The organism is Luteibacter sp. TLI7-4A, assembly GCF_056754745.1.
In genome coordinates, this window is the sequence record NZ_JBPGWO010000001.1 from 1,071,004 (window position 1) to 1,095,195 (window position 24,192).

Sequence of the window (24,192 nt, forward strand, 5' to 3'; positions counted from 1 at the left end):
AACCCATGAAACACACGTTGGTGCTCGTGCTCCTGGCCCTGGCCGCGGCAAGTTCCTATGTCACCGGGAGTATCGCCGGCATCATGGTCCTCGTAGGCCTTGGCGTGCTGTTCGAGTTGGCCTTCTGGTCCAAGCTCGTTCACAGGCGCCGTGGGAAAGCGCGTCCCGTCTGAATCATCGGCGGGAGGGCGGCGTCGACGCGCGTGGTGTCGACGCCGCGGCCGACGATCGCGCGAAACTCTTCCACCGTGCATTCGCCGATGACGTGGCATCCCACGACATGCACAGGCAGTGCCTTCATGTCGTCGAAGCGGTTGGTTCGCAGCTGGTCCATGTCCGGCATGAGGCTGCGTATGCGGATCGTGTCGTGGCCTTCGTGGGCCACCAGTGACAGGACGATGGCACCCCCCGGTGGGTAATCGTCCGGGCGTTTCGGATCATGCCAGTCCAGGCCCAGTATTCCTGCGACGTTGGCGAGGTTGGTGTCGTGGCCGACCAGCAGCACGACGCCGCGTTTCGATGCCATGAGCGGCTCGACGGAAGACTTCTCGCCGAGCGCGGCGTCGAACGTCGCGGCGATGTGCGCCACGAGGTTCGAGCCAGCGCGGGCAGCGGCCGGCATGGCTTTCTTCGTTGCCTCGAACTGAGCGTTGTGCAAGGTGATCAGGCGGCCCAGCAGCACGCCGTCGCCGCGACCGAAGGCGATGGCGTTCATCGGCATGCCTTCCGCATAGGCGAGCATCAGGTTTTCGCTGAGTGTTCCGGCGAGCTTCATCGCCTTGCCCGTATCGACGGGAAGGAGGTGCTTGCCGGTGCGTTTCGCGGCTTCCGCGCACGAAGAGCCGGCGCAATCCAATAGCAGTGACTGCAGCTCGGCCAGCGCCACGGGTGGCTGGATCGCCGCCGCCGTGCCGTCGTCATCGTCGTCATTCTTGCTGAAGTGGAACAGGGGATTGTTCGTATCGCCCTCCGTGGCGAGGTATCCGATGTCGCAGCCAGGTGCCAGCCCGTCGAGCAGGGCGGCACTGCTGTCGCGGTTGCGGGGTGTGCTGTCCCCGACGACCACGAGCGACGATGGCGTCGGGCAGCCCTTGCCCTGGGCACCATCGGCGACGAGTCGACGGTGCAGCTGTTCGCCGATGGCCCGCATGCCCTCGCGGCCATGCGCCGTGAGCTGGCCCGGTGCCACCGGCCATTCGGGCCACGCGGCGTTGGCATAGTCGGCATAGGTCGCCGACGGTTTCGTGGGCGAGCGCACGCCGTGGCGCATCAGCACGATCTCCAGCCTGACGCCGTCGCCGGAGGCCGTGGCGACCGTCGATGCCAGGCAGGCCAGGGCGAGAAGAACGAGCCTCGGCGCGGCTCTCACAGCTTCACCGACAGGTCGAGGAAGATGCCACGGCCGGGCAGGCCGAAGTACAGCGGAGCACCACTGACCGACTGGGTTCCCGCATACCCGGTGAACTTGTGCACGTTGAAGAGGTTGTTCACGTCCACGCTCACCGAGAAACCCTTCGTGCCCGCCGGGCCCTTGTCGGTACGATAACCTGCGGCGGCGTCGACGGTCAGGTAGCCTGCGATACGCCGGTCGTTGTGGAAGACCAGGTCGCCGTCGTCGTCCGTGGTGTTGTCCACCCCGTACTGGTGGCCGAGGAACTTGCCCATCAGCGAGCCGAAATAGCCGTTGCTTCCGCTGTAGAGCAGGCCCAGCGCCGCGGTGACCTTTGGAGTGCCCGCGACCTGCACGCTGCTGTCCTTGTAGGTGGCCTTGTTGTAGCTCGCATTGCCATACACGCTCACCGTGGGGGTGAGCGCCCAGGTCGCCTCCACCTCGGCACCCTTGTAGATGGCGCCGCCACCGTTGACGAAGGTGTCCTCGTTGCCGTTGTCGGTGGCGATTTCGGTCTGCGAGATGTAGTTCGAGAAATCGATGTAGTAGATGTCCGCGCCAAAGGTCAGTTCGCGCGAGGCGTAGGCCGTGCCGAGCTGGTAGTTGCGCGTGGTTTCCGGCGAGAGACCGCGCGATCCGTTCACCTGGATCACGTCGATCGGCGGAGCGAGGAAGCCCTTGGCGGCCTGTGCATAGGCACTCCACGAATCGCCGAGGCGGTCGTGGATACTGATGGAGGGCAGGGTGGCGTGGTAGGTCGCTTCCGCGGTCAGCGGCACCGGTGGCGAAACCTTGTTCAGCGGCGCGTCGATGCTGCGTGTCACTTCCGAATAACGGATGCCGGGGCTCACCGTGATGCTGTCGGTCGGCTTCCAGTCGTATTGCACATAGGGTTGCACGGTATCGGTGCGATCGGACAGCACGTAGTTTTCGACGGGGCCGTACTTCGTGCCGGTTTTCACGCCCGTGGTCAGGTCCACGGGATACTGGTAACGCGCGTCGATGCTGCGTTCCAGCCAGGCGCCGGTGAGCAGGGTGCCCGGCCCGAGATCGTGGCCCAGCCGGAGGACGTTGCCGAACGCGTGGAAGCCGGAGTCGGACAGCTTGCCCGGCAGGTCCGTGGCTGCCTTGGACACCTTCTTGCCCTTCGCGTCATAGAAGGTGACTCCGTTGTCGGCAGGATCGATGTCGGTGGCGTCGGCGGCTTTCCGCGCCCAATGGTCGAAGGTGTTGTAGTAGACCTTGTCGTCGACATCCCAGCCACCGACCTGGCTGGTCAGGCCCAGGTAGGTGAAGCTCGAATAGTAGGCCGCGTTGTTCGCGCCCTTGTAGTTCTGTACGGCCGGATCGCCGCCGAGACCGAAGCGCCAGCCGAACCGGTCGATCTCGTCCTTGGTGGCGCCTTGCACGGTGTTCTGGTGTTCGCGGTTGTAGCTGGTGACGAACGTAAGCGCGGTGACATCGCCCAACGGGCTGATGGTCTTCACGAACGCGTGTTCGCGCTTGTCTTCGGTTCCCTTGAGGTAGGTGTCGCTGGACTCCTTGGAGATATCCGCGAAGACACGCGTGTTGCCGATCGATTCGTCGGCGGCGACACCGCCCGCCCGCGTGTTCCAGCTGCCCAGCGTCAGATAGGGCGTGATGCCGGGCTCGTCCGAGGGATCGCGCGATCGCAGGGCGATCGTGCCGCCGAAGGTGGCGTTGCCGATGGTACTGCCGCCACCGGGGCCACGGTCGATCTCGGCCTGGCCCAGCACGTGGTTGTTGAAATAGGCCGAGGTCGTATGGTGCAGGTCGCTCGCGTCGCCGAAGGGAATGCCGTCGAAGGTGATGTTGAACTGGCCGTCCTGGAATCCGCGCAGGCTGATGCCTTCGTTCTTGCCCAGGCCGGGCCCTTCGGGAGAGGTCACCGTGATGCTCGGCGCATACTTGATGATGTCGTCGAAGTTGGCGTTGAAGCGCAGGCCATCCCGGATGAAGCGTTCGTCGATCACCGAGGTGGGCTGGGTGGCGTCCAGCGGCGCGGCGCTCGGTGCCAGCGTGTCGACCGCATTGGCGTGGACACTGATGGGGGCGAGGTTCTTCGCCTCGTCACGGGTGTCGATGGGTGGGATAGCGTCGTTGGCCGGGGAGATGCCGGCCCGGGCGTTTCCCGGCACGATCTTCACGGCGGTAGGGGTGACGAACCGATAGGTCATGTGGGTACCCCGCAGCAGGGCGACCAGTTGCTGCTCCGCCGGAACGCCACCGGGCGCGGCACCGCTGCGCATCGTGTCCGATACGCTGGTGTCGTAGACCACCTGCCACCCCGATTCCTGCGCGAACCGGTCGAGCGCCTGTGCCAGTGGCATCGACGCGATGGGCGTCGTGGCGGGGGCTTCCGCGAAGGCGGACGACACGGGCGGACCGGCAAGGGCCAGGGCGATACAGAACGCGAGCGAACGACGCATGGAGGAGCTTCCTTCGATGGGATACACCTTCAAAGAGTCCGCTCGCACCCCATCGGGTACCGCTCTTTCGATGAATTTTTTCTTACAGACGATGGCTGCCACGGGCCGAAATGAAGCGAATGCGGTTCGGCTCGCGCACCACGCGAACATTGGGCAGGCTGCCCAGGTAGCTCACGAAGGCTTCCGGGTCGCGCGCATGGAACACGCCGCTGATGCGTTTCTCCGCGAGCACGGGATCGTCTACGGACAACGGCGTCGCGATGTACGCGTTGAAACGGCGTGCCACGTCGGCGACGCGGCTGTCGTGGAAGCGAATTTCGGTGGGAAGCCACATGGCCGCCGTGATCACGTCGGCCTTGCCGCGGCCGACCAGTCGTCCATCCGCCGACACCCGCGCGGTTTCACCGCCACCGATCTCGGCGATGCGCTCGGGCGGCCAGCCGCGGCCGGTGAGGCGACGCCGGGTGCGGTCCAGCCAGGGTGCCGGCACGTGGGAGATCGCCACGCGGCCGCTGATCACCGATACCTCGATATCGTCGGAGCGGCGGCTGACGTTGAACACCGTGCCGACGTCCTCGATGCGTTGGCCGCCGGCCTCCACCTCCAGGGGGCGGGTGGCATCCCGGCCGACGTCGAACGATGCGTCGCCGGACACCAGTTCGATGCGGCGCGAGCGGTCGTCGAAACGGACATCCACGATGCTGCCCGGGGAGAGCTGGATCCGCGTGTCGTCGGCCAGCGTGACGGTCCGGATGCCATCTTCCGCGGCGGCGTAACGAATGCCGGGCGGTTCCATCGACGGCCGCCCCAGGAACCACCCCATGGCTGCCAGCAAGAGGACCGACGCGGCGGCGACCCAGCGGCGGGGCCGTCGCGGTCGCGGTCGCCTTGCCGAAACCTCCCGTGGTTCCGTTTCCTGGCCGCGCCTCAGCGGGACCACGCTCGGTTCGGTCGCGGCCAGCGCCCGAAGTTCGTCCAGCGACGTGCCATCCATCGCCGCGACCGCGCGCATGTCACCGTGCAGCTGGGCGATCGCCAGGTACTCGGCCACGTGTTGTGGCGAGCGGCGCAACCATGCGAGGAACTGCTCCCGGGCTTGCGCGCCGGGGCTCTCGCGCATGTCGAGGTACCAGCCAGCCGCTTCCTCGGTGATTCGCCGGTCATTCATAACGCTGCAATCCTTGCCGGCACGCGGCCAGTCCCTTGACGATGTATTTCTTCACCATGTTCGGCGAGATCGACAAGCGTTCGCCGATCTCGCGATACGAAAGCTCGTCGCGATAGTGCAGCACCAGCACGGCACGGCATTTCGGCGACAGGCGATCGATCAAGGTGGCCAGTCGCTGTCGGCGCAGCTGGCGATCGATGTCCGCCCCCGCGTCGCAGGGAGTGGCCAGCCGCTCCATGACTTCCTCGAGTCCCTCGCTGCCGACCGGGGCCCGCTGGCGCATCTGCGCATGCTCCTTCACCAGGTTGGCGGCCACGGTGAACAGGTAGGCTTCCGGGTTGCGAACCGCGCCCGTGTCGCCCTGGCCAGACCGGAGCAGGCGCAGGTAAACCTCCTGCACGAGATCCTGCGCGTCCCAGCGATGGGCCACGCGGCGAAGGAAGTAGTTGGCGAGCGACGGGCCCTTGTCCACGAGGAGGCGCGCCCAGCTCTGCGGCGTCTCGATCGACACGGTGGCTCCGGGTTCGTCAGGCGAGCCTAGGATCGTTGTATGGCAACCGTGTTACCCGCCGGCCGGTTTCCGACACTCGCAAATAATCACGGGTATCATCTCACGGGTATCATCGGAATTGCTTTCGTCAGGAGGACACATGGACAGGACGCTCATCGACGTACGGCTGACCCGGCGGCAGGTCGTCGTCTGCTGGGCGGCGATGGATTCGCCCTTCAGCGCCTGGAGCGAACGACAGATCGCCCAGGGTTTCGCGTGGCGTCCCGGCTCGGCTTCGTTCCGTCTTCACCAGGAAGACGGCCCCCACCAGATCCAGGTGACGCGGGTCCGGGGATGCCAGCTCGTGGCGGCCGATGCGGTCCGCGTGATCGAGTTGCCCTTCCTCCTGCCGACGGTCAGCGGCATCGAGGTGGGCGGGGTGGGCGACACGAGGATGATCGCCTGGCTGCCGGGAAGTTATCTGCTGCGCGCGACCTTCTTCGATTCACCGCGCATGGAACTGACTTTCCTTGCGGATGCCGAGCCCCGTTTCGCCATCCCCGTCGCCGATCCGGCCATCACGCGGCGGACGGATTTCGATCTTGCGGCGGTCGCAGCCTGAAGGCGGTCGATGCGGCCGCCCATCGCCGACAGGGTCGGCTCCCACCGCATGGCGTCCTGCTTTCGCACGGTCGCGAAGCCCATGGGCTTCGCGACCGTGCGGCCGTCACTTGCCGAGGTTGCTCAGGAAACGCCTCGTGTATTGCAACACGCTGGTGCTGGGTACGGAGTTGCAGGTGGGCGAGGCGAACCCGCCCGAGCAAGGATTGTCGCGGTCGAGCGACCAGAAGTGCAGGCCGGCCAGCTTGTTCGCGACGGCATAGTTGGTGACCGTGTCGATATCGGCGACGGTGAAGGTCTCGCTCGAAACGTCGTTCACGCCGATCATCGGGGTGATCTCGATCTTGCTCAGCGGGATGCCGTAAGTATGTTGCAGGTTGGTCACCGCCTGGATCGCCGATTGGCCCATGTCGCAGCTGCCGTTCTTCACCACGCATATGCCTGGACCGGCGGAGCCGTAATCCATGGTCATGAGGTTGATGGTGTAGTTCTTGAGACCCGAGGCTTTCACGGCGCGCACTACCGCGTCGCCGGTGGCATTCACGCCGCCGTAGCTGCCATCGGAGGCAGCCAGCGTGGCGAGGGTGAAGGAGAAGCGCAGGTTCGGATAGAGGCTTTCGGCGTAGACGGCGTTGCTGACCAGGGCGTTGAGCTGTGCCGGGGTTTGTCCGCTTTCGATGTCGAAGTCGATGCCGACCATGTGCGAGGTCATGTACGTGGAGAGGAACTTCGCCATGCCCGTCGCACTTCCGCACGTGAACACGCCCGCCTGGCCACCGGTCGATACGACATAGTTCACGCCCGCGCTGTTCAGGCGCGCGATGTTGGCGCTGGCAAAGGCCGCGGCGGGCACGCCGCCCCAGTTCTCGCTTCCGCATTCCCCGGTGGCGAAGGCCAGTGTGATCGCACCGAGGTTCGGCACCTGGGTGGAGACGAGGCTGCCGCTGCCCACGACCGGCAGGCGCGTGCCGGTCACCATCGTCGACATGATGTTGGTGTTCCAGTCGAGGTTGATGGTGATGTCCTTGTAGGGGCTGAAGAGCAGTTGGCCGCTGGTCGGGGGCGGATTGTCCGGTGGCGGGTTATCGGGCGGTGGCGTATCGCCGCCGGTACACGAGCCCTGCGAGGTCCACGGTTGTCCCGATCCGCTGCCACCGTTGTTGGTGGCGGGGTCGTTGCCTTGCGTCCACCAGTTGGCGATGTAGTTGGTGCCGTTCTCGCTGGCCGTATTGCCGGCGGTATAGACCGCCGTCGCGCTCCACGCGGCGGCGCAGGCGCCGGCCGCATGGGCCTGTCGCACAGGCACCACCGAGGAGAGGGCGATGGCGATGGCCACGCCCAGCGTGCCCGAACACCCACCGATAACCGCACGAGACCGCACACCGGATGTCTTCATGAACATGGAGCGCCTCCTGATCGAGAGTAGTTTTGATTCCCCTGACTGCGTCCCCTGCGCTGAACAACCACGACGAAACGCGGGTCCGGTTTAGTCCCGAATGACAACGTTGTCTATTTGCAATGCGGCGAAGTGTGACGGCCGGCGTGAAGCGCGTTTAACGAACCGATGGCGCAGTGCGGCGGATATCCGGCCACATGCGGCGATAATTCGGGTGCTGGAGGGCGGAGGCGCCTGATGCGGTGCGTCAGGTGCCTCCGGGGTTCATGACCTGTCCGATGTCCTCGAATGACAACGAAGGTCAAGGTCCCGGCAAGGGATCAGTCCAATGCCTTGATCCGGATGTTCCGGTAGGCGATCCGGATCGGCTCGATGCCCTTGTCTTCGCCGCCTTGCAGGGAAATGCGGCCCTTGTGGAAGCGGGCGAAATCGGGCATCCGGGAAAACTTCGTCTTCGCGACGAGGGCGTTCCACTCGGGGGTCCATAGCGTCGTGTCGACGGTCTTGTGCCCGTTCTGGAAGAACTGGACGTGGCCGTGGTCGACGATGATCTCCACCGCGTTCCAGTTGCCGTGCTCCTTGACGTTCTCGATGTCGGAAGAGATGAGATCGAACAGGTCGCCCGATCGTTCGTACAGCGTGTAGCTGTCCGGCTTGGTGCAGACCAGGTCCGCAATCTGCATCTCAGGGCCGGTTTCCCAGGTCTCGTGATATTTCGGCGACTCCTGCACGTTGAACATGATGCCGGCGTCGGCGCACGGCGTCATCGTCCATTCGAGCTTGAGGTCGAAGTTCTCGTATTCCTTGTCGGTGACGAGGTCGGCGAAATCGCGTGCGGGTGCCTTCAGGTCGCGTTGGAGCTGGATGGTGCCGTCGACGACGCTCCAATCCTTGCCGACGCCTTTCTGTCCGAACGAATGCCATCCGGAAAACGTCTTGCCGTCGAACAGCGAGGTCCAGCCCTGGTCCTCGTCCGCGGCATGCACGGGCAGGATGGCGAGGCAGCAGGCCATCGCGATGATCTTCGAACGATTGCGAATCATGGGAAGCTCCGGGGAGTGGGACGGCGAGCGTAACGCACCCGGCAAGCGGTGCCGTGCGCCGGGGTATGGACGTCTGGACTTCCATGGATCGGTGGGTCGCTCAGCCGATCTTTCGGTGGTTCGCCAGTTCCCGGCGGATCTGCTCCAGTAAAGGAGCGATGGCTTGCGGCTCGCGCAACGAACGCAGCGTCGTGCGCAGCGCCCGGAGGTCCTGCTTCGCGCCGAGGGCATCGGAGAGCTTCGACATGGCATGGGCCGCGGTCTTGCTCTGGTGCGCATGGTGGTGCGACGACTTGCCGGTCGTCTTCAACGCCTTGCGCCAGGTGTCCAGTTGCATGCGCAGGCGTCGCGCACGCCGGCGCCAGCGATGCAGGTTGGCCGGTGACGGGTCGCGGGATGCGCGCTTGTGCGCCTTGGCGACGCGCCGCTCCGAACGGGCGATCGCTCGTTCGACGGTGTTGCGATCCACTTCTTTCCACGGCAGGGCTTCGATCACGCCCGCGAGATCACGCAGTTCGCGGCGCCGCTTGAGGAAGCGCGGGTCCTTGGCCAGGGCGGCGGCGAGGCGCCCTTCGCTCCGATGTTCCAGGGCCTCGATGGCATGTCGCCACTCGGGAGAGGGTGCGGGACCTGCGATCGTGCGAGCCATGTTGAGCGCCACGTAGGCGTCCCGCAGTGGCGACAATCCGGTGGCGAGGTGGCCGAGGGTCGCCTCGATCGACGGTAGTGACGCGGCGAACGGCTCCGCCGCGAGGGCGAGCAGGCTCTTCAGGCGGCGGATGGCCTTTCGCGCCTCATGAACGCCGCGATGGCGCCGTTTCGTATCCGCCAGGGCGCGCATGGCCGCGCGGCACTCCCTGATCGCGAAGGAAGCGAGGGCGTCGGCGATGGTCGGCGGCGCGGTCCGGGGCATGCGCATTAGATAGCATCATCGAGGGCTTCGCGCCTTCGATCAGCCAGCGGCGTCGGTGTCACCCGGGCCGGCATCCGCATCGAGCGCCTTGCGCCGCCGCCGTGGCTTCGGTTCGCTGGCGGCGATCAGGGCTTGCAGGTAGGCGACGCCTTCCTCCTGGGGGAACCAGGACACCACGTCGGCGACCGTGAGTCCGTGACGCAGGCGCAGGGCTTCGAACTCCGCACGGGCACCGGCCAGGGGATCGACCTTGGGCGGGCGCCCGCGGCGCTTCGGGGCGGCCGGTTCGGGAGCCGCCGCCTTGGAAGGCACGGGATCGGCCGCAGGGGGCTTGCTTCCCGAGGCCTGGCGGTCGAGAGCGGCAAGTTCCTCCTGGAACTGCTTGAAGTCGTATTTGCCGGACGAGTTCATCGTGCTGCTTGGCGCTGGAGGAATGCCTATTGTGGCACGGTCGTCCGTTCCCGGCTTGAGATTGCCGGCCAAATCATCGTGACGATTGTGTGACCAACACAACGCAAGTAGCCGTCGAGCAAGGCAACGTCGGACTTATCCACATGGTTATGCAAGTGCTTTCCACAGCGCCTGTGGATATCAGGAGGGGACCCGCCGCGGCGCCGGTGGCGACGTCCCCGGTGTGGGTGGCGGGTCAGGCGGCGCGGAAGGTCACGACCAGCACATCGCGATGCGACGCCTTCGTCGGGTCCAGAGGCATGACCGGCGTCACCCCGTGGAACACCCTCGGATCGTGGATCAGCGCGGCGTCGAACGGTTGGGCCAGGGTGAATTCGCCCAGCGCGCGTCCATCGGGGGCATGGATGGTGGTGGTCCCGCTGGCGATGTTCTCCCGGTCCACCAGTAGCACCAGCACATAGTCGACGCCATCGCGATGGCTGCCTTCCGGGGTGGGCTCGCCCGCCATGCCGGCCGTCGCCTCGATCCGGAACTGGTGCACCTCGACATGCCATTGACCTATCCCGGGAGACAGTCCACTGAAGAAGTCGCGGCAGAAGTCGAGGATCGCGCTCATCGTGGCGCCGGTGGCGATCTCGGGAAGGACAGGCTCGAACCAGCGCGCGATATCGCCCTGGAGACTGTTGTAGGCGAGGGTCTGGAAATGTGCCTGGTGCGGCTTCGGCTCCACATGGCCGAAGCGGGAGGCGGCGAAGGTTGCGTGGCGGCGGCGTCGAAAACGCCCCGTGGCGGCCAGGTAGGTGTCCGGCTCGAGCGCGTCCCAGCTGGCGACGAAAGCCTCCCAATCGCTCAGCGGCGCCAGTTGTTCAACCAGGGCACGCATGTGCGGACCATGCACGAAGGCGAAACCCTCGTCCCGGACCTGGTCGTGGAGGGTCGTTTCGCTGACTTCGAGAGGCGCGTTCATGACTTGCAGTATACGGCGGCGCCCCATCCCCGCACTGCGGCAAACGGCCCCGGCAGGCGTGCATGGGCGATCAGGGGGCTTCGTGCTCCGGATCGCCGTCATGCCCCTGGGCCCTGCGCGCCTCGGCCGCGCGACGTGTGTAGTGGGCACGGATCTCGTCGAGGGTGGCTTCGTCCAGTTCCTCCAGGTCGAGCAAGGCGGGGTTGGCCCCGTTCAAGGCGTTGATCAACTCGTCGAGCTTGATCTGCATCGCGGCCGTGTCACGGTTCTGGGTGTTCTGGATCAGGAACACCATGAGGAAGGTGACGATCGTGGTGCCGGTGTTGATCACCAGCTGCCAGGTGTCGTTGAAGCCGAAGACCGGGCCGGTGGCGGCCCAGATCACCACGATGGCCACCGCCGCGGCGAACGTGGCCGGCTTCCCCGACGCCTTCGCCACGGCCATCGCCATGCGGGTGAAGAAACTCTGGTCGTTGCTGTCGCTTGCCATGCCCACGTCTCCCGATTTCACTTCGTCCATGCGGCCGAACGGCCACAACGTGCGCAGGGTGTTTCGTTGCCCGTGAAGCACGGGCGAAGAGTCGAGGAGCGTTGCGATGAACGAATGGTTCGAACTCTCGGAACCGTGGTGGCACTTCGCCGCCCGTGGCGTCCTGACCTATGTAGGCTTGTTGATCCTGATGCGGTTGTCGGGCAAGCGAAGCTTCGGCGAGATGTCCGCCTTCGACGTGCTGGTGCTCGTGCTCGTCGGCGGAACCCTGCGCACGGCGATAGTCGGCGAAGACCACAGCTACCTCGGTGCGTTCATCGGCGTGGCCAGCATCCTGCTGGCCAACAAGGGGCTTGCCTGGTTGTGTACGCGCATGCCTCGCTTCAATCGCCTCGTGGAGGGCTTGCCCGCCGAACTCGTGCGCAATGGCCGCCGCGATCCCGCGGAGATGCGGCGGCAGAATCTTCCCGAGGCCGCGTTCAATCGTGCCTTGCATGCGGCGGGCATGGAGGACGAAAGCTCGGTGGTCATCGGCCGGTTGGAACCGAACGGGAAGATCACCTTGGTCCGCGATATGGGCGAGCAGGCATTGCGCGAGCGATAGCCCGAGGCCGGCATCCACGCTGCCGGCGTTGGCCGGGCCGACGGGTGATCGCGGCTCAGGGAGTACGAAGGGGCTGCGGCTTGTCCAGGGCGGCCAGCAGCGAACCATCGCGCTGGTACACGTCCGGCTTGTACGCGAGCTTCCCGTCGTCCGCGATGTCGACGGTCCAGTAAGCGAGCAGGACCGGTACCGCCGTGGGTAACGTCACGTTCTGCGTCTTCTTCGTCGCGATGCGCTCGTCGATCGCCTGGCGATTCCATTTCTGCGCGTCGTTGAACAACAGCTCGACCAGTTCGAGCGGGTGCTCGACGCGAATGCAGCCCGAACTCGTATCGCGCTTGGCCTTCTCGAACAGTTCCTGGTGCGGTGTGTCGTGCAGGTAGACGGCGAACGAATTGGGGAAGCGGATGACCACCTGCCCGAGCGAATTCCCGAGCCCGGCGTCCTGGCGCAACGTGATTCCCCGCGGGTTGGCCCAGTTCACCTTCGACGGGGATAACGTATTCCCGCCGCTGTCGAGCACCCGGATGCGATTGTTGGCGAGGTAGGCGGGATTCTTGCGGATCTTCGGCAAGACATCGTTCTTGAGGATCGTGGGCGGGATCGTCCAGGTCGGGTTGAAGGTGACGTAGGTGATTTGCGAGCGGAAGATCGGTGTACTGCGGTAGGGCTTGCCGACCTGGACGCGCGATTTCCACACCGGATTGCCGTCGCGGTAGTAGGTCACCTTGTAGCCCGCCACGTCGACAACGACGAAGGTGCCTTGCAGGGAATGCAGCAACCAGCGTGCCCGTTCGAGATTGGCCCGGACCTGGCCGATGCGGTCCTGGACGGACACGTTCAGCGCGGCGATCGTTTCACCGCCCACATTGCCATCGGCGTCCAGGTACTGGTCGGCCTGGAAGCGCCTGACCGCGTCCTTCAGTGGATTGTCGAAGCGGTCGCCTTCGGCGAGCGTCGGGTCGAGGTAACCACCCGCGACCATGCGTGCCCGCAACGCGACGACGCGGGCATCCGTCATCCCGGGTTTCAGGACGGGGCCCTCCGGTACGTGGGGCCAGCCGCCCTCCGCGGCCGTGGCGCGAAGCTGGGCGAGCGCGTCGCGCAGCTTCGCGTAAAGCGGGTTTTGCGGCCGGGCCGTGGCGAAGGCCTGGTCGATGCTGCGTTCGTCGATCGAGGTCTGCAGCAGGGTCATGCCTTCCTGCGGGTCGATCGCGGCGGGGTCGAAGTTCCAGGTCGGGTCCAGGCGCACCGGGTCCACCTTTCCACGGGCCAGTTGGACCAGCGCCGTGATGTAGGCACCCGTCGCCTCCACCTCGAACTCGGCCCGCCGCTGGGGCGATGCGTTCATCCAGTCCGCCGCCTCTACCGTGGCTTTCAGCTGGGAGAATCGGTAATCCTCGGGCAGCAGGCCGTCGCCTTCCGTCGAAGCCAGCCCCGCCAGCAGTTGCCGCACGTTCGTCTCGTCCGCCCAGGCGGCGGTGTAGTGGCGTTGCGCGTAGAAGTCCGCCACCGCCTTTCCGAGCGCCGCGTCCTGGCGAGGCAGGGGACCGCCATCCAGCGGCGTCATCTGCTGCAAACGAGCGTAAATGGCCTGCGCGAGCGGGTCGTCGGCGGGCGGCGGCTGGGGCGGGGGTACGCTGGCGGCCGATGCCGGCTCCGCGGCCACGATCGGTGGCGGGGAAGCCGCGGACGAGGGCGGCGAAGGGAGGTCCTGGCCCCAGGCCCAGGCGGGGAGGGCGCTCCACAGCGCCATCAGGATGCGGCGGCGTAATGTCCTGGCGTCCATGGTCACTTCGATGCTTCCTTTGGTCGAACCCTTGATCACCCTACGCTTTCACCTATCTGAATGGCAAAGAAGTGACGGTGTTGTGGTCAATAAATGATCAGCACGTTAGGATGCCCCGTCGTAACCCCTCTGGCTGGCCGCATGATTCGACCGTTCCGAACGCTCCTCGCGTCCGCGCCGCTGCTTGGCGCCCTGTTCTTCCTCCCCGCCCAGGCCCATGCCGCCGATTCGCTCGGCGAGGCCCTGTCGCGCCTGGCTCCCGCCGCCGACCCGAAGGTCATCGGGCTCGCCGTCCAGGCGGCGGAATGCGCGCAGACACAGGGCGGCCAGCCCGCCGACCGCCTCGCGGTGATCGACTACTCGAAGCCATCGTCGCAGCCGCGCCTGTGGGTGTTCGACACGGTCAACCGCAAGCTGTTGTTCCAGGAACTGGTGGCGCACGGCAAGAACAGCGGCGACGCGAACGCCACGAAATTCTCCAACGCGCCGGACAGCCTCGCCTCCAGCCTGGGGCTGTTCCGCACGTCGGATACGTATACCGGCAAGAATGGTTATTCGCTTCGCATGAGTGGGCTGGAGCCGGGCGTGAACGACCAGGCGATGGCGCGCGCCATCGTGATCCACGGTGCCGCCTACGTGAACGAGGCGATGGCGAAGGTAGCCGGCCGCATCGGCCGCAGCTGGGGTTGCCCGGCCGTACGCACGGCCATCGCGCACAAGCTGATCGATGCCCTGAAGGGTGGCCAGATGGTGTTCTCGTACTATCCGGACAAGCGCTGGCTGGCCTCGTCGAACTACCTCAAGTGCACCAACGGCCAGCTGGCGAAAGCCGAGGCGAACGTCGTCGCACGCGCGGGTACCTGATCGCGGCCGCCCCGTCGCGCTAGAATTCCCGGACCCTTACCGTGGAATCCAGCATGAAACACGTTCTTGCGATCGCCGCCTGCACCGTCCTCGCCGGCTGCGCCACCAGTGGCATGACCGATACCCTGCCCAAGCTCAGCAGCAAGACGGGCAAGAGCGTCACGGCTTATGTGCAATGCGTGGAGCCGAAGTGGCAGGCCCTCGTCAAGGGTGCCAAGGGCGACGCGAAGGAAGACAAGGGCCGCGTGACCGCCAATGACGACGGCAAGCACGAGCGTCTCGACGTCACCGCCAACGGTGCTGGCGCCCAGGTGGTGATGTACGAAATCCAGAAGGGCAAGGGCGACTACGACAGCCGCTTCCGCGACGAAGCCATTTCCTGCCTCTGACGGCTCAGGCGCGCGGGCGGGATTCCCTCGCGCGTTCCACGGCGTCGAGTAGCTGGGCGCGGTCGAAGGGCTTCTCGAGGAACACCGCGGATAGCGGGAATGGCTCCAGGTCCTGCGGCAACCGGCTGGATACGACCACGATCGCGGTATTCGGCCGTTCGCGGATCAGCGCCTGCAGCAGACCGGAGGCCCTGCGCTCCCCGGGGGTGTCGGCATGGATCACCATGAGGGCCAGTTCCGGTAGTTCCTGAAAGGCGCGCTTGGCGTCGCGGTACGTGACGGTCGCACGCGCCGCGTAGCCAGCGTCGGCAAGGACGAGGGCGACGGTCTCCGCCACCATGTGGGCGCGGTCGAAGACGAGGGCGGTGGGCGTACTGGCGTGCTGGACGGTCATCGCGAAAGTCTAGCGCCGAACCGGATGTCTTGGCAGATGGCGCAGGGGCGGAGTGATTTTCACGTAATCTAGACATTATGAAACGAATGCTGCCTTCATCATTCATGGAGTGTTCCCCGATGCGCCACATCGCTCTTTCCGCCCTGGTCCTGCTTGCCGGCTGCGCCACGCAGAACGAACGCCACGTCGGCATCCACGACGTTCCGTCCAGTACGGTGTTCGGCTACCAGGATCCCAGCGGCGGCGACGCCACCCTGAACATCGTCCGCGAGCAGGGCCTGTGGGGTGCCGGTTGCTCCACGGCCATCTATGTCGACGACAAAGTGGTGGCCGACATGGAAATCGGCGAGCAACTCGTCCTCCACGTTCCCTCGGGCACGCGCAAACTCGGCATGCTCCCGCACGGCGCTTGTGCGGCGGAGCGGGTCGAAGCCGATGCCAGCGTGGGCCAGGGCGAGACGAAGACCTTCACCATTCCCGCCAGTGGGGAAGGGCTGGACATGCGGGCGCCACCGAAAGCCTGAGTTTTTCTCCATCCGACCAAGGGAGTCGTACTCGTGCATCGACGTATCGTTGGCCGGTATTCCGTGGAAGTCCGCACGTTGAAGGCGGCGGTGGGCCGCTGGAAGGCGGCCTATATCGTCGAGCCGGTCGCGCATGCGGGTCCGAGCGACTTCGTGATGATCACGCTGCTGGACGAATTCGTGGAAGAACGTCTCGCGGTGGATGCCGCCATGGAGCGTGGGATCAAGCACGCCGACTGGCTGGAGGGTGCGCGACGGGCCTACTCGCGATGACGTGACCGCGGCAGCCCCTCACGCGTCTCAGCCTATGAGACCGTGACACGGGATAACGGGCACCCCCTTGTGCCCGGTAGTTCTCATGGCCGCCTATCTGCAAGCCCTGCGCACCGACGAGGCCGACTCGGTCCTCGCCACCCGCCACGACGGCCGCACGCTCGCACACCGCCTGACCGAAAAATACGGCGACCGGGTCTGTTCCGCCTTCACGGTCTTCGGCCGGGTAGGCAGTTTCGTGCCCTTGCCGGAAGATCTCCCGGCCGGCCTGGCACAGGCCTTGATGGTCCGCGGCATCGACCGCCTCTACAGCCACCAGCAGGAAGCCTGGGACGCCGCGCGCGCGGGCAGGCACGTACTGGTCGCCACGCCGACGGCCTCGGGCAAGACGCTTTGCTACACGATGCCGGTGCTGGCCTCGGTGCTGGAAACAGGTGCCAAGGCGCTCTATCTGTTTCCCACCAAGGCGCTGGCGCAAGACCAGGTGGCCGAATTGCTCGACATCAACCGCGCCGGCGGCCTCGGCGTGAAGGCGTTCACCTTCGACGGCGATACACCCGGCGATGCGCGCCAGGCCATCCGCCTGCATGGCGATGTCGTCGTCAGCAACCCGGACATGCTGCACCAGGCCATCCTTCCACATCACACCAAGTGGGCGCAGTTCTTCGAGAACCTGCGCTACGTGGTGATCGACGAGATACACACCTATCGCGGCGTGTTCGGTTCGCACCTGGCCAACGTGCTGCGCCGGCTCAAGCGCATCTGCGCCTTCTATGGGGTGCGCCCGCAATTCGTGCTGTGCTCGGCCACGATCGGCAACGCCACGGAGCATGCCCGGGCGCTGATCGAGGATGACGTGGCCACCATCGCCCGCAGCGGCGCACCCACTGGCGACAAGCACGTGCTGATGTGGAATCCGCCGGTGGTCAATCCCGACCTCGGCCTGCGCGCCTCGGCCCGTTCGCAAACCAACCTCATCGCGCGCGTCGCCATCAAGGCGAAGATGAAGACCCTGGTGTTCGCCCAGTCGCGGCTGATGGTCGAGGTGCTCACCAAGTACCTGAAGGACGTGTTCGACCACGACACGCGCAAGCCGGCGCGGATACGCGCTTATCGTGGCGGTTACCTGCCGACCGAGCGGCGCGAGGTCGAGCGCGAGATGCGAGCGGGCAACGTGGACGGCATCGTTTCCACCTCGGCGCTGGAGTTGGGTGTCGACATCGGCAGCCTCGATGCCGTGGTGTTGAACGGTTATCCCGGATCGATCGCGGCCACGTGGCAGCGTTTCGGCCGGGCGGGGCGCCGGCAGCAACCGTCGCTCGGCGTGCTGGTCGCCACCAGTGCACCGCTCGACCAGTACCTGATGCGACACCCCGCCTTCCTTACCGAGGCCAGCCCGGAGCATGCGAGGATCCAGCCCGACCAGCCGTTGATCCTGCTCGACCACATCCGCTGCGCGGCATTCGAACTCCCCTTCGTCACCGGCGACGCCTTCGGCCCGGACGACGCCGAGCCGTACCTGCAGGTGCTGGCGGAATCCGAAGTGCTGCACAACGAGGGCGATCGCTGGGAATGGATCGCCGACAGCTACCCGGCCAACGCGGTGAGCCTGCGCTCGGTCGCCGACGGCAACTTCGTGGTGGTGGACCGCACGGAAGGCAGGCAGGCGATCATCGCGGAAGTGGACTACTCGGCTGCGGCGCTGACGCTTTACGAGGGTGCGATCCACATGATCCAGTCGGTGCCTTACCAGGTGGAAAAGCTCGACTGGGAAGGGCGCAAGGCCTATTGCACGCGCACCAGCGTCGACTATTACACCGACGCCATCGACTACACCAAGCTCAAGGAGCTGGAATGTTTCGACGGTTGCAAGTCGGGCGACGGCAGCGCGCGACACGGTGAAGTCCATGTCGTGCGCCGGGTGTCCGGATACAAGAAGATCCGCTATTACACGCACGAGAACATTGGCTACGGGCCGGTCAACCTGCCAGACCAGGAACTCCATTCCACCGCCGTGTGGTGGCAGTTGCCGCAGACGGTGCTCGACGAAGCGTTTCGTTCGCGGCAGCACGCCCTCGATGGCTTCCTCGGCGCGGCATATGCCGTGCACACCGCGGCCGTCGTCGCGGTGATGGCCGAGCCGCGCGACTTGCAGAAGGCGGTCGGCTCCGGTGACGGCGTCTGGTCCGCCCAGGTGGATGCCACCGGGCGTGGACAGGTTCGCGCGCCGGACGGTGGTCTCGCATCGCCGGACACGCTGGAGCGCTTCCTGCCGACGGTTTATCTGTACGACAACTTCCCCGGCGGCGTCGGGCTCAGCGAACCCCTGTTCCGCCGCGCATCGGAATTGCTGCGGCACGCCTTGGCGACGGTCGAAGGTTGTGACTGCAAGGCGGGTTGCCCGGCATGCGTGGGACCCGTGCTCGCCGCCGACGAGGGGCGCGAGGAAACGCCGCGGGCGTTGGCGGCGCGCGTGCTGCGGCTGTTGGGTGCCGGTGCATGAGCGACCTGGCGTCGAAGCTGGCCATCCTGCGCCGGCAAGCTGGAATCGCCGCTCCGCAGGAATCGCCGACACGGTCGGCGAAGGGTGCTCGCGACACACCCACCCGCACCCCCGACCTCGCCACGCTCCGCCGCATGGCCGGCGTCCGCGAGCGCCTCGCCCAGCCGCGCGCGCCCCTGCGTGCGCACACACGTGATGTACCCGGCGATGAACTCTCGCCAGGCCTGCGCTACCTCGAACAGCGTTTCGCCTGGGCGGAGCCGCCAGCGGAACTCGACCTTTCGTTCGCGAAGCTGGCCACGGCCCGCCGCGAGCAGTTCCTCCACTTCGACACCGAAACCACGGGCCTGGCCGGCGGCACCGGCACGCGCGCCTTCATGATCGGTGCCGCGGACTGGCATGACGGCGCGTTGCGCGTCCGCCAGTTGTACATCACGGCGATGGCGGCCGAGGCCGCCATGCTGCGGGAATTCGCGCGGTGGATCGAACCGGAGACGGTCCTGGTCAGCTACAACGGCAAGTCGTACGACGCGCCGTTGCTGGCCACGCGTTACCGGCTTGCACGAATGCCGAACCCGTTGCGTGGCCGCGCGCACGTCGACCTGCTGCATCCCATGCGCCGCCGCTACCGGCAGGCCTGGGAGAACTGCAAGATGCAGACGGCCGAGCGCAAGTTGTTGCACATCGTGCGTGAGGACGATCTGCCCGGGTCGGAGGCGCCGCGCGCCTGGCTCACCTACCTGCGTGGAGGTTCGTCGGCCAACCTGATCCGCGTGGCGGAACACAATCTCCAGGACGTCCGCAGCCTGAGCGGCCTGCTGGTGGAGGCGCATGGCTGGGCCGCCGTGGATGGGGCTGCCGTTTCGCCGTCCGGTTACGAAAAATAGACGCTGGTCCGCGCAGGCTCGTCGAGGCAACGTTGAGGAGTCGACGCATGAACGAAGCCAGCAAACCCTGTGATCACGTGGGCTGCAACTGCCAGGTGCCGGTATCGAGGGACTATTGCAGCGAAAGCTGCCGCATGGCCGCCGAGAGCCAGAACGTGGGTGGCGCCTGTGAATGCGGCCATGCCGCCTGCCAGCAACGGCCTTGAGTGGAAAGAGGAATCCAGATGACCAACGACGGCAAGCAACAGACGCCCGGCTATCGGGAAGACAATCCGAAGCCCTCGCACGGCAAGCCCAAGATTCCTGGCGAAGGGCATCCGCGGGAACACCAGAACATGCCCAAGGACAAACCGGGAAAACAGAATTCCCCGTCGTCCTGAGGAAAAGAAGGGCCGCGCTTGCGCGGCTCTTCTTTTTTGGTTCTTCGCGTATTTCCGGGGTTCGCCTGGTGCGGGCTCGGCTTCGCCCTCGCATTCGTTGTGTGGCGTGGCGGGGGAGCTGCCGGGCGCCACCCTCGGCGCGACGGTAGTCGCCGTCCCTTGGGCAAGGATGCCGCTGCGCGGCCGTGTTTGATGGCTGCGCCCCGGCGGGCTCGGACGGTCGGGCGGGGGTTTCCGATTCGCCTTCCTGGCTCAGCGGAAACGATCGGCCGTCCTGGCCGATCCCCTACGGGCCTTGTCCGCCCGCCCGTCCTCGGCTCCTAATGTCGCGCCGAGGGTGGCGCCCGGCAGCTCTCTCGACCCTGGGGTGGGTTGGTGGGAAAGAGCACCGCTCGCCGTGCCGCCTGCCGCACCCGCGTGAGGGAGGACAGACGTAACGGCTCCGCCAGCCGCGCTTACCGGACTTCCGCGAAGAACCTTTTTATCAGGCCGCCTTGTTTTATCAGGCCGCCTTGCGCAGGAGGCTGCCGATGCCGGCGACGGCGCCGCCGATGGCCTGGTTCTTGTGGTCGTCGCCCATCGCCATGCCCTCGGCGCGAACGAACTCGATGTCGGTGATGCCGAGGAAGCCGAAGACCGCACGCAGGTACGGCTCCTGGAAGTCCATGGCCGCCGCCGGGGTGCCCGCTGTATAGATGCCGCCACGCGACGAGGCGACGATCACCCGCTTCCCGCCCGCCAGCCCTTCAGGGCCTGCCGAGGTGTAGCGGAAGGTCTTGCCGGCGACGGCGATCCGGTCGATCCAGGCCTTGAGTGTGCTGCTGATGCCGAAGTTGTACATCGGCGCACCGACGACCACGACGTCGGCGGCCAGGAATTCCTCCATCACCTTTTCCGCTTCGGCGGCATTCGGGTCGTTCTCGCCTGCCGGCAGCGCCCAGGGGGCGAGGGGGGCGGCATGCAGGTCACGGTAGGTGACCTCGATACCGGGATGGTTGCGGACGAATTCGGCCACGACGGCGGCCGTCAGGCCGCGCGACACGGAATGGGCACCCAGTGCGCTGGCATCGATATGCAGGAGTTTCATGGACGAATCCTCAGTGATTGGCCGCCTGAGCGGCATGCGAAGAACGATACGCCGCAGACAATCCACGGATAAGCCGGCTTGGAGTAGACTCATTGTTTCTTAGGCGAAACGACGGGAACCTCCGATGGAAGGCGCGCTGCAGGACCTCAACGATCTGTACTTTTTCGCCTCGGTGGTGGAACACGGCGGCTTTTCGGCGGCCGGGCGCGCCCTGGGCATCCCTAAATCCCGCCTCAGCAAGCGGATCGCCCAACTGGAAGACCGTCTCGGCGTGCGCTTGCTCCAGCGCACCACGCGTCGCTTCGTGGTCACCGAGATCGGCGAACGGTTCTACCAGCACTGCCGGGCCGTGCTCGAAGAGGCGCGCGCGGCACAGGATGCCGTGGACGAGTTGCGCACGGAGCCGCGTGGCGTGGTCAGGGTCAGCTGCCCCATCTCGCTCGCGCAGAACGTGGTCGGCCCCATGTTGCCGGCCTTCCTGCTCGAACATCCGAAGGTGCAGGTGCGCCTGACCGCCACCAACCGTCGCGTGGACGTCATTGGCGAGGGTTACGACGTCGCCATTCGTGTCCGCGAGAAGCTGGATACCGACGCGACCCTGGTGTTGCGCAGCATCGGTTATGCGCGAAGCCTGTTGGTGGCGAGTCCCAAGTTCCTCGATTCCAACGGAAGGCCGAAGACACTGGACGAACTGGCCTTGCTTCCGGCGTTGTCCATGTACGAACACGAGGGAGCCCAGGTCTGGGAACTGGTCGACGCGAACGGGAAGAAGGCGGCGGTGGAGGTGAAGCCGCGCCTGGTGAGCGGCGATTTTTCGGTGCTGATCGCCGCCGCCGTGCAATGTTGCGGCGTGGCGTTGCTTCCCGAGGATTTTTGCGGGCCGTTGCTCGCCAACGGCGATCTCGAATGGGTGTTGCCGGAGTACACGACCGCACAGGGCACGCTGCATTTCGTGTATCCGAGTCGTCGTGGACTGTTGCCTGCCATTCGCAGTTTCGTGGACTTCCTGGCCGAACGCCTGCCGCGGGCCCAGGCCGAATTCCACAAGGATTGCGAGAAAGCCGTCGCGAACCCGGAGCAGGCCGGAGCGATCCGCATGGCGCGCATGGTAGGATCGGCACATCCGACGGCGTTTGGCCGTCCAAACGAGTAAGGGCGTTCGATGCAGCTCGAAACCAAGCTTCCCAAGGTGGGAACCACGATCTTCAGTGTCATGAGCCAGCTGGCCATCGAACACAAAGCGGTCAACCTGGGCCAGGGTTTTCCCGATTTCGAACCGCCGGAATCCTTGCGCGAAGCCATCACGCGGGCCATGGCCGAAGGCAAGAACCAGTACGCGCCGGGCGTGGGCATCGCGAAGCTGCGCGAGCAGATCGCGCTCAAGACCGAACGCCTCTACGGCCACCGGGTGAGCCCGGACACCGAGGTCACGGTGACCTCGGGAGCCACCGAGGCGCTGTTCTCGGCTATCGCGGCCGTGGTCCGCGCGGGAGACGAGGTGATCGTCTTCGACCCCTGCTACGACAGCTACGAGCCGGCGATCGAATTGCAGGGCGCCACCGCCATACACCTGCCGTTGACCTTGCCCGCCTTCGCGATCGACTGGCAGCGCGTGCGCGACGCGGTCACCCCGAAGACGCGGATGATCCTCATCAACTCGCCGCATAACCCTTCGGGCGCCGTGCTCTCCCGCGCCGATCTCGACGAACTGGCCGATATCGTCCGCGACACGTCGATCGTCGTTCTTTCGGACGAGGTATACGAACACATCGTCTTCGACGGGCGGGAACACCAGAGCGTGCTGCGCCACGAGGAACTGGCCGCACGCAGCATCGTCGTCTCCTCGTTCGGCAAGACCTACCACTGCACCGGCTGGAAGGTCGGCTACGCCATCGCGCCGAAGGCGCTCACGGCCGAGTTCCGCAAGGTGCACCAGTACCTCACGTTCTGCACCTTCAATCCGGCGCAATGGGCGTTCGCGGAATTCCTCGAATCCACACCCGGGCATTACCTCGAACTGCCGGCTTTCTACCAGGCCAAGCGCGACCGTTTCCGCGACCTGTTGAAGCCGTCGCGCCTGACGCTGCTCGACGTCCCCGGTGGCTACTTCCAGCTCGTCGATTACAGCGCCATCCGTGACGTCGACGACATCAACTTCAGCGAATGGCTGGTCCGGGAGGGTGGCGTGGCCGTCATCCCGCTCAGCCCGTTCTACGAAAACGCACCGGACACGCGGCTGGTCCGCCTGTGCTTCGCCAAGAACGATGCCACCATGGAAGCCGCCGCGGAGCTCCTGTGCAAACTCTGACCGTCTCCCTCGTCCAGGGCGCGACACGCTGGCACGACGCCCCAGGCAATCGCGATTATTACGGTGCGCTCGTGCGCGGTGCCGCCCGCAGCGACCTCATCGTGCTGCCGGAAACCTTCCTGTCGGGTTTCACCAACGACACGTTGGGCAATGCCGAGTCGATGGATGGTCCCAGCGTCGCCTGGATGCGCGCGCTTGCCGGCGAGGTGAACGCCACGATTACCGGCAGCCTGGTGATCCGCGACGGCGATACCGTCTACAACAGGCTGATCTGGGCCTCGCCGGACGGTTCGCTCGCTTATTACGACAAGCGCCATCTTTTCCGCATGGCCGGGGAGCACACACGCTATGGCGGTGGCAACGAACGCCTGATCGTGGAGCTGAAAGGCTGGCGAATCCTGCCGCAGGTCTGCTACGACCTGCGGTTTCCGGTATGGCTGCGCAACGGCCGCCGTGAATCGTCGGCCGGCGGGATGGATTACGACCTGGCGTTGTTCGTGGCCAACTGGCCGGCGCCGCGCCGGCAGCCCTGGCGCACCTTGCTTCGCGCGCGGGCGATCGAAAACCTGTGCTACGTGATCGGCGTGAATCGCGTCGGTGTCGACGGCAACGACCTGCCATATGCGGGCGACAGCGCGGTGATCGATCCGGTGGGCGAGCCACTGGTGGAGTTGGGCGCGCAGGAGCAGGTGGTCACGATGGTTCTGGACCCGGCGCCGCTGATGGCACACCGCGAGCGCTTCCCGGCATGGATGGATGCCGACCGGTTCTCGTTGGATACCTCGGCCTGAAGGGCGTCGCCGCTGAAGCGGCTCCCACATACCGGTTCATGAGAGGCATCCATCCGGGTT

General features: G+C 65.9%; 27 protein-coding genes. 14 read left to right on the top strand and 13 right to left on the bottom strand.

Annotated features, from left to right (window positions below; translation table 11 throughout):
• Nucleotides 1–5: 5 nt before the first annotated feature.
• Nucleotides 6–173: a hypothetical protein gene (locus tag ACR9Y6_RS04755; RefSeq protein ID WP_481280232.1), complete on the top strand. Its 168-nt coding sequence runs from the start codon at nucleotides 6–8 to the stop codon at nucleotides 171–173.
• Here the strand turns inward: ACR9Y6_RS04755 and ACR9Y6_RS04760 are convergent.
• From ACR9Y6_RS04760 to ACR9Y6_RS04775, 4 genes are all read right to left on the bottom strand, one after another.
• A complete protein-coding gene (locus tag ACR9Y6_RS04760) occupies nucleotides 140–1,369 on the bottom strand; it encodes a histidine-type phosphatase (RefSeq protein ID WP_481280233.1) in 1,230 nt (409 codons plus the stop codon). The genes ACR9Y6_RS04755 and ACR9Y6_RS04760 overlap by 34 nt on opposite strands.
• Nucleotides 1,366–3,840 (bottom strand): TonB-dependent receptor, encoded by a 2,475-nt coding sequence (locus tag ACR9Y6_RS04765; RefSeq protein WP_481280234.1) that lies wholly within the window; start codon nucleotides 3,838–3,840, stop codon nucleotides 1,366–1,368. Before ACR9Y6_RS04765 ends, ACR9Y6_RS04760 begins: the two co-directional genes overlap by 4 nt.
• Before the next feature lie 82 nt (nucleotides 3,841–3,922).
• Entirely contained in the window at nucleotides 3,923–5,008 is a 1,086-nt protein-coding gene (locus tag ACR9Y6_RS04770; RefSeq protein ID WP_481280235.1) for a FecR family protein, read from the bottom strand.
• Complete coding sequence (locus ACR9Y6_RS04775) at nucleotides 5,001–5,519, bottom strand: RNA polymerase sigma factor (RefSeq protein WP_481280236.1); 519 nt, start codon at nucleotides 5,517–5,519, stop codon at nucleotides 5,001–5,003. Before ACR9Y6_RS04775 ends, ACR9Y6_RS04770 begins: the two co-directional genes overlap by 8 nt.
• Before the next feature lie 139 nt (nucleotides 5,520–5,658).
• On the opposite strand from ACR9Y6_RS04775, the gene comJ reads away from it, so the two are divergent.
• Nucleotides 5,659–6,120 (top strand): competence protein ComJ, encoded by a 462-nt coding sequence (gene comJ, locus ACR9Y6_RS04780; RefSeq protein WP_481280237.1) that lies wholly within the window; start codon nucleotides 5,659–5,661, stop codon nucleotides 6,118–6,120.
• A gap of 105 nt (nucleotides 6,121–6,225) precedes the next feature.
• Here comJ and ACR9Y6_RS04785 read toward each other — a convergent pair whose 3' ends face one another.
• From ACR9Y6_RS04785 to ACR9Y6_RS04810, 6 genes are all read right to left on the bottom strand, one after another.
• Nucleotides 6,226–7,521, bottom strand: coding sequence for a carbohydrate-binding protein (locus tag ACR9Y6_RS04785; protein WP_481280238.1), 1,296 nt, complete (start codon nucleotides 7,519–7,521; stop codon nucleotides 6,226–6,228).
• Between the two features lie 314 nt (nucleotides 7,522–7,835).
• Nucleotides 7,836–8,558: a 3-keto-disaccharide hydrolase gene (locus ACR9Y6_RS04790; RefSeq protein ID WP_481280239.1), complete on the bottom strand. Its 723-nt coding sequence runs from the start codon at nucleotides 8,556–8,558 to the stop codon at nucleotides 7,836–7,838.
• A 100-nt stretch (nucleotides 8,559–8,658) separates the two neighbouring features.
• Nucleotides 8,659–9,477 (bottom strand): CHAD domain-containing protein, encoded by an 819-nt coding sequence (locus ACR9Y6_RS04795; RefSeq protein WP_481280240.1) that lies wholly within the window; start codon nucleotides 9,475–9,477, stop codon nucleotides 8,659–8,661.
• Between the two features lie 33 nt (nucleotides 9,478–9,510).
• Nucleotides 9,511–9,882, bottom strand: coding sequence for a 2-hydroxyacyl-CoA dehydratase (locus ACR9Y6_RS04800; RefSeq protein ID WP_481280241.1), 372 nt, complete (start codon nucleotides 9,880–9,882; stop codon nucleotides 9,511–9,513).
• A 235-nt stretch (nucleotides 9,883–10,117) separates the two neighbouring features.
• Nucleotides 10,118–10,849 carry a 2OG-Fe dioxygenase family protein gene (locus ACR9Y6_RS04805; protein WP_481280242.1) on the bottom strand — a complete coding sequence of 244 codons (732 nt, stop codon included), beginning with the start codon at nucleotides 10,847–10,849 and terminating at the stop codon, nucleotides 10,118–10,120.
• 70 nt (nucleotides 10,850–10,919) lie between these two features.
• Nucleotides 10,920–11,339: a low affinity iron permease family protein gene (locus ACR9Y6_RS04810; protein ID WP_481280243.1), complete on the bottom strand. Its 420-nt coding sequence runs from the start codon at nucleotides 11,337–11,339 to the stop codon at nucleotides 10,920–10,922.
• 106 nt (nucleotides 11,340–11,445) lie between these two features.
• Here ACR9Y6_RS04810 and ACR9Y6_RS04815 point away from each other — a divergent pair, with 106 nt between their 5' ends.
• The gene (locus ACR9Y6_RS04815; protein WP_481280244.1) at nucleotides 11,446–11,943 is read left to right on the top strand and encodes a DUF421 domain-containing protein; all 498 of its coding nucleotides are present in this window, start codon (nucleotides 11,446–11,448) and stop codon (nucleotides 11,941–11,943) included.
• Nucleotides 11,944–11,998: 55 nt separating this feature from the next.
• On the opposite strand, the gene ACR9Y6_RS04820 is transcribed toward ACR9Y6_RS04815, so the two are convergent.
• The gene (locus ACR9Y6_RS04820; RefSeq protein ID WP_481282692.1) at nucleotides 11,999–13,732 is read right to left on the bottom strand and encodes a L,D-transpeptidase family protein; all 1,734 of its coding nucleotides are present in this window, start codon (nucleotides 13,730–13,732) and stop codon (nucleotides 11,999–12,001) included.
• Between the two features lie 141 nt (nucleotides 13,733–13,873).
• On the opposite strand from ACR9Y6_RS04820, the gene ACR9Y6_RS04825 reads away from it, so the two are divergent.
• Together ACR9Y6_RS04825 and ACR9Y6_RS04830 are read left to right on the top strand one after the other, a co-directional pair.
• Nucleotides 13,874–14,596 carry a murein L,D-transpeptidase catalytic domain family protein gene (locus tag ACR9Y6_RS04825; RefSeq protein WP_481280245.1) on the top strand — a complete coding sequence of 241 codons (723 nt, stop codon included), beginning with the start codon at nucleotides 13,874–13,876 and terminating at the stop codon, nucleotides 14,594–14,596.
• 53 nt (nucleotides 14,597–14,649) lie between these two features.
• Nucleotides 14,650–14,985, top strand: a complete 336-nt coding sequence (locus tag ACR9Y6_RS04830; protein WP_481280246.1) for a hypothetical protein — start codon at nucleotides 14,650–14,652, stop codon at nucleotides 14,983–14,985.
• Nucleotides 14,986–14,989: 4 nt separating this feature from the next.
• Here ACR9Y6_RS04830 and ACR9Y6_RS04835 read toward each other — a convergent pair whose 3' ends face one another.
• The gene (locus ACR9Y6_RS04835; protein ID WP_481280247.1) at nucleotides 14,990–15,379 is read right to left on the bottom strand and encodes a hypothetical protein; all 390 of its coding nucleotides are present in this window, start codon (nucleotides 15,377–15,379) and stop codon (nucleotides 14,990–14,992) included.
• 119 nt (nucleotides 15,380–15,498) lie between these two features.
• Here ACR9Y6_RS04835 and ACR9Y6_RS04840 point away from each other — a divergent pair, with 119 nt between their 5' ends.
• From ACR9Y6_RS04840 to ACR9Y6_RS04865, 6 genes are all read left to right on the top strand, one after another.
• On the top strand, nucleotides 15,499–15,903 hold the full coding sequence (locus ACR9Y6_RS04840) for a hypothetical protein (protein ID WP_481280248.1): 405 nt from the start codon (nucleotides 15,499–15,501) through the stop codon (nucleotides 15,901–15,903).
• Nucleotides 15,904–15,936: 33 nt separating this feature from the next.
• Complete coding sequence (locus ACR9Y6_RS04845; protein WP_481280249.1) at nucleotides 15,937–16,176, top strand: hypothetical protein; 240 nt, start codon at nucleotides 15,937–15,939, stop codon at nucleotides 16,174–16,176.
• Nucleotides 16,177–16,261: 85 nt separating this feature from the next.
• Nucleotides 16,262–18,679: a DEAD/DEAH box helicase gene (locus tag ACR9Y6_RS04850; protein ID WP_481280250.1), complete on the top strand. Its 2,418-nt coding sequence runs from the start codon at nucleotides 16,262–16,264 to the stop codon at nucleotides 18,677–18,679.
• Nucleotides 18,676–19,566, top strand: coding sequence for a ribonuclease H-like domain-containing protein (locus ACR9Y6_RS04855; protein ID WP_481280251.1), 891 nt, complete (start codon nucleotides 18,676–18,678; stop codon nucleotides 19,564–19,566). The genes ACR9Y6_RS04850 and ACR9Y6_RS04855 overlap by 4 nt, the downstream gene beginning before the upstream one ends.
• A 47-nt stretch (nucleotides 19,567–19,613) precedes the next feature.
• The gene (locus tag ACR9Y6_RS04860; RefSeq protein ID WP_371021924.1) at nucleotides 19,614–19,772 is read left to right on the top strand and encodes a hypothetical protein; all 159 of its coding nucleotides are present in this window, start codon (nucleotides 19,614–19,616) and stop codon (nucleotides 19,770–19,772) included.
• Nucleotides 19,773–19,790: 18 nt separating this feature from the next.
• The gene (locus ACR9Y6_RS04865; RefSeq protein ID WP_481280252.1) at nucleotides 19,791–19,946 is read left to right on the top strand and encodes a hypothetical protein; all 156 of its coding nucleotides are present in this window, start codon (nucleotides 19,791–19,793) and stop codon (nucleotides 19,944–19,946) included.
• A gap of 502 nt (nucleotides 19,947–20,448) precedes the next feature.
• Here the strand turns inward: ACR9Y6_RS04865 and ACR9Y6_RS04870 are convergent.
• Entirely contained in the window at nucleotides 20,449–21,033 is a 585-nt protein-coding gene (locus ACR9Y6_RS04870; RefSeq protein ID WP_481280253.1) for an FMN-dependent NADH-azoreductase, read from the bottom strand.
• A 124-nt stretch (nucleotides 21,034–21,157) separates the two neighbouring features.
• Here ACR9Y6_RS04870 and ACR9Y6_RS04875 point away from each other — a divergent pair, with 124 nt between their 5' ends.
• From ACR9Y6_RS04875 to ACR9Y6_RS04885, 3 genes are read left to right on the top strand one after another with little or no spacing between them, the layout of a single operon-like run.
• Nucleotides 21,158–22,186 carry a LysR substrate-binding domain-containing protein gene (locus tag ACR9Y6_RS04875; protein WP_481280254.1) on the top strand — a complete coding sequence of 343 codons (1,029 nt, stop codon included), beginning with the start codon at nucleotides 21,158–21,160 and terminating at the stop codon, nucleotides 22,184–22,186.
• A gap of 9 nt (nucleotides 22,187–22,195) precedes the next feature.
• Nucleotides 22,196–23,341, top strand: a complete 1,146-nt coding sequence (locus ACR9Y6_RS04880; protein WP_481280255.1) for a pyridoxal phosphate-dependent aminotransferase — start codon at nucleotides 22,196–22,198, stop codon at nucleotides 23,339–23,341.
• Nucleotides 23,329–24,132, top strand: coding sequence for an amidohydrolase (locus ACR9Y6_RS04885; RefSeq protein ID WP_481280256.1), 804 nt, complete (start codon nucleotides 23,329–23,331; stop codon nucleotides 24,130–24,132). Before ACR9Y6_RS04880 ends, ACR9Y6_RS04885 begins: the two co-directional genes overlap by 13 nt.
• Nucleotides 24,133–24,192 lie beyond the last annotated feature (60 nt).

What these genes read in the sequence shown, in the direction of transcription:
- ACR9Y6_RS04820 (WP_481282692.1), bottom strand. Translation starts at nt 13,732, where the DNA reads ATGGACGCCAGGACATTACGCCGCCGCATCCTGATGGCGCTGTGGAGC.
- ACR9Y6_RS04795 (WP_481280240.1), bottom strand. Translation starts at nt 9,477, where the DNA reads ATGCGCATGCCCCGGACCGCGCCGCCGACCATCGCCGACGCCCTCGCT.
- ACR9Y6_RS04875 (WP_481280254.1), top strand. Translation starts at nt 21,158, where the DNA reads ATGGAAGGCGCGCTGCAGGACCTCAACGATCTGTACTTTTTCGCCTCG.
- ACR9Y6_RS04855 (WP_481280251.1), top strand. Translation starts at nt 18,676, where the DNA reads ATGAGCGACCTGGCGTCGAAGCTGGCCATCCTGCGCCGGCAAGCTGGA.
- ACR9Y6_RS04800 (WP_481280241.1), bottom strand. Translation starts at nt 9,882, where the DNA reads ATGAACTCGTCCGGCAAATACGACTTCAAGCAGTTCCAGGAGGAACTT.
- ACR9Y6_RS04860 (WP_371021924.1), top strand. Translation starts at nt 19,614, where the DNA reads ATGAACGAAGCCAGCAAACCCTGTGATCACGTGGGCTGCAACTGCCAG.
- comJ (WP_481280237.1), top strand. Translation starts at nt 5,659, where the DNA reads ATGGACAGGACGCTCATCGACGTACGGCTGACCCGGCGGCAGGTCGTC.
- ACR9Y6_RS04880 (WP_481280255.1), top strand. Translation starts at nt 22,196, where the DNA reads ATGCAGCTCGAAACCAAGCTTCCCAAGGTGGGAACCACGATCTTCAGT.
- ACR9Y6_RS04815 (WP_481280244.1), top strand. Translation starts at nt 11,446, where the DNA reads ATGAACGAATGGTTCGAACTCTCGGAACCGTGGTGGCACTTCGCCGCC.
- ACR9Y6_RS04765 (WP_481280234.1), bottom strand. Translation starts at nt 3,840, where the DNA reads ATGCGTCGTTCGCTCGCGTTCTGTATCGCCCTGGCCCTTGCCGGTCCG.
- ACR9Y6_RS04825 (WP_481280245.1), top strand. Translation starts at nt 13,874, where the DNA reads ATGATTCGACCGTTCCGAACGCTCCTCGCGTCCGCGCCGCTGCTTGGC.
- ACR9Y6_RS04755 (WP_481280232.1), top strand. Translation starts at nt 6, where the DNA reads ATGAAACACACGTTGGTGCTCGTGCTCCTGGCCCTGGCCGCGGCAAGT.
- ACR9Y6_RS04790 (WP_481280239.1), bottom strand. Translation starts at nt 8,558, where the DNA reads ATGATTCGCAATCGTTCGAAGATCATCGCGATGGCCTGCTGCCTCGCC.
- ACR9Y6_RS04840 (WP_481280248.1), top strand. Translation starts at nt 15,499, where the DNA reads ATGCGCCACATCGCTCTTTCCGCCCTGGTCCTGCTTGCCGGCTGCGCC.
- ACR9Y6_RS04830 (WP_481280246.1), top strand. Translation starts at nt 14,650, where the DNA reads ATGAAACACGTTCTTGCGATCGCCGCCTGCACCGTCCTCGCCGGCTGC.
- ACR9Y6_RS04810 (WP_481280243.1), bottom strand. Translation starts at nt 11,339, where the DNA reads ATGGCAAGCGACAGCAACGACCAGAGTTTCTTCACCCGCATGGCGATG.
- ACR9Y6_RS04865 (WP_481280252.1), top strand. Translation starts at nt 19,791, where the DNA reads ATGACCAACGACGGCAAGCAACAGACGCCCGGCTATCGGGAAGACAAT.
- ACR9Y6_RS04835 (WP_481280247.1), bottom strand. Translation starts at nt 15,379, where the DNA reads ATGACCGTCCAGCACGCCAGTACGCCCACCGCCCTCGTCTTCGACCGC.
- ACR9Y6_RS04785 (WP_481280238.1), bottom strand. Translation starts at nt 7,521, where the DNA reads ATGTTCATGAAGACATCCGGTGTGCGGTCTCGTGCGGTTATCGGTGGG.
- ACR9Y6_RS04850 (WP_481280250.1), top strand. Translation starts at nt 16,262, where the DNA reads ATGGCCGCCTATCTGCAAGCCCTGCGCACCGACGAGGCCGACTCGGTC.
- ACR9Y6_RS04870 (WP_481280253.1), bottom strand. Translation starts at nt 21,033, where the DNA reads ATGAAACTCCTGCATATCGATGCCAGCGCACTGGGTGCCCATTCCGTG.
- ACR9Y6_RS04770 (WP_481280235.1), bottom strand. Translation starts at nt 5,008, where the DNA reads ATGAATGACCGGCGAATCACCGAGGAAGCGGCTGGCTGGTACCTCGAC.
- ACR9Y6_RS04805 (WP_481280242.1), bottom strand. Translation starts at nt 10,849, where the DNA reads ATGAACGCGCCTCTCGAAGTCAGCGAAACGACCCTCCACGACCAGGTC.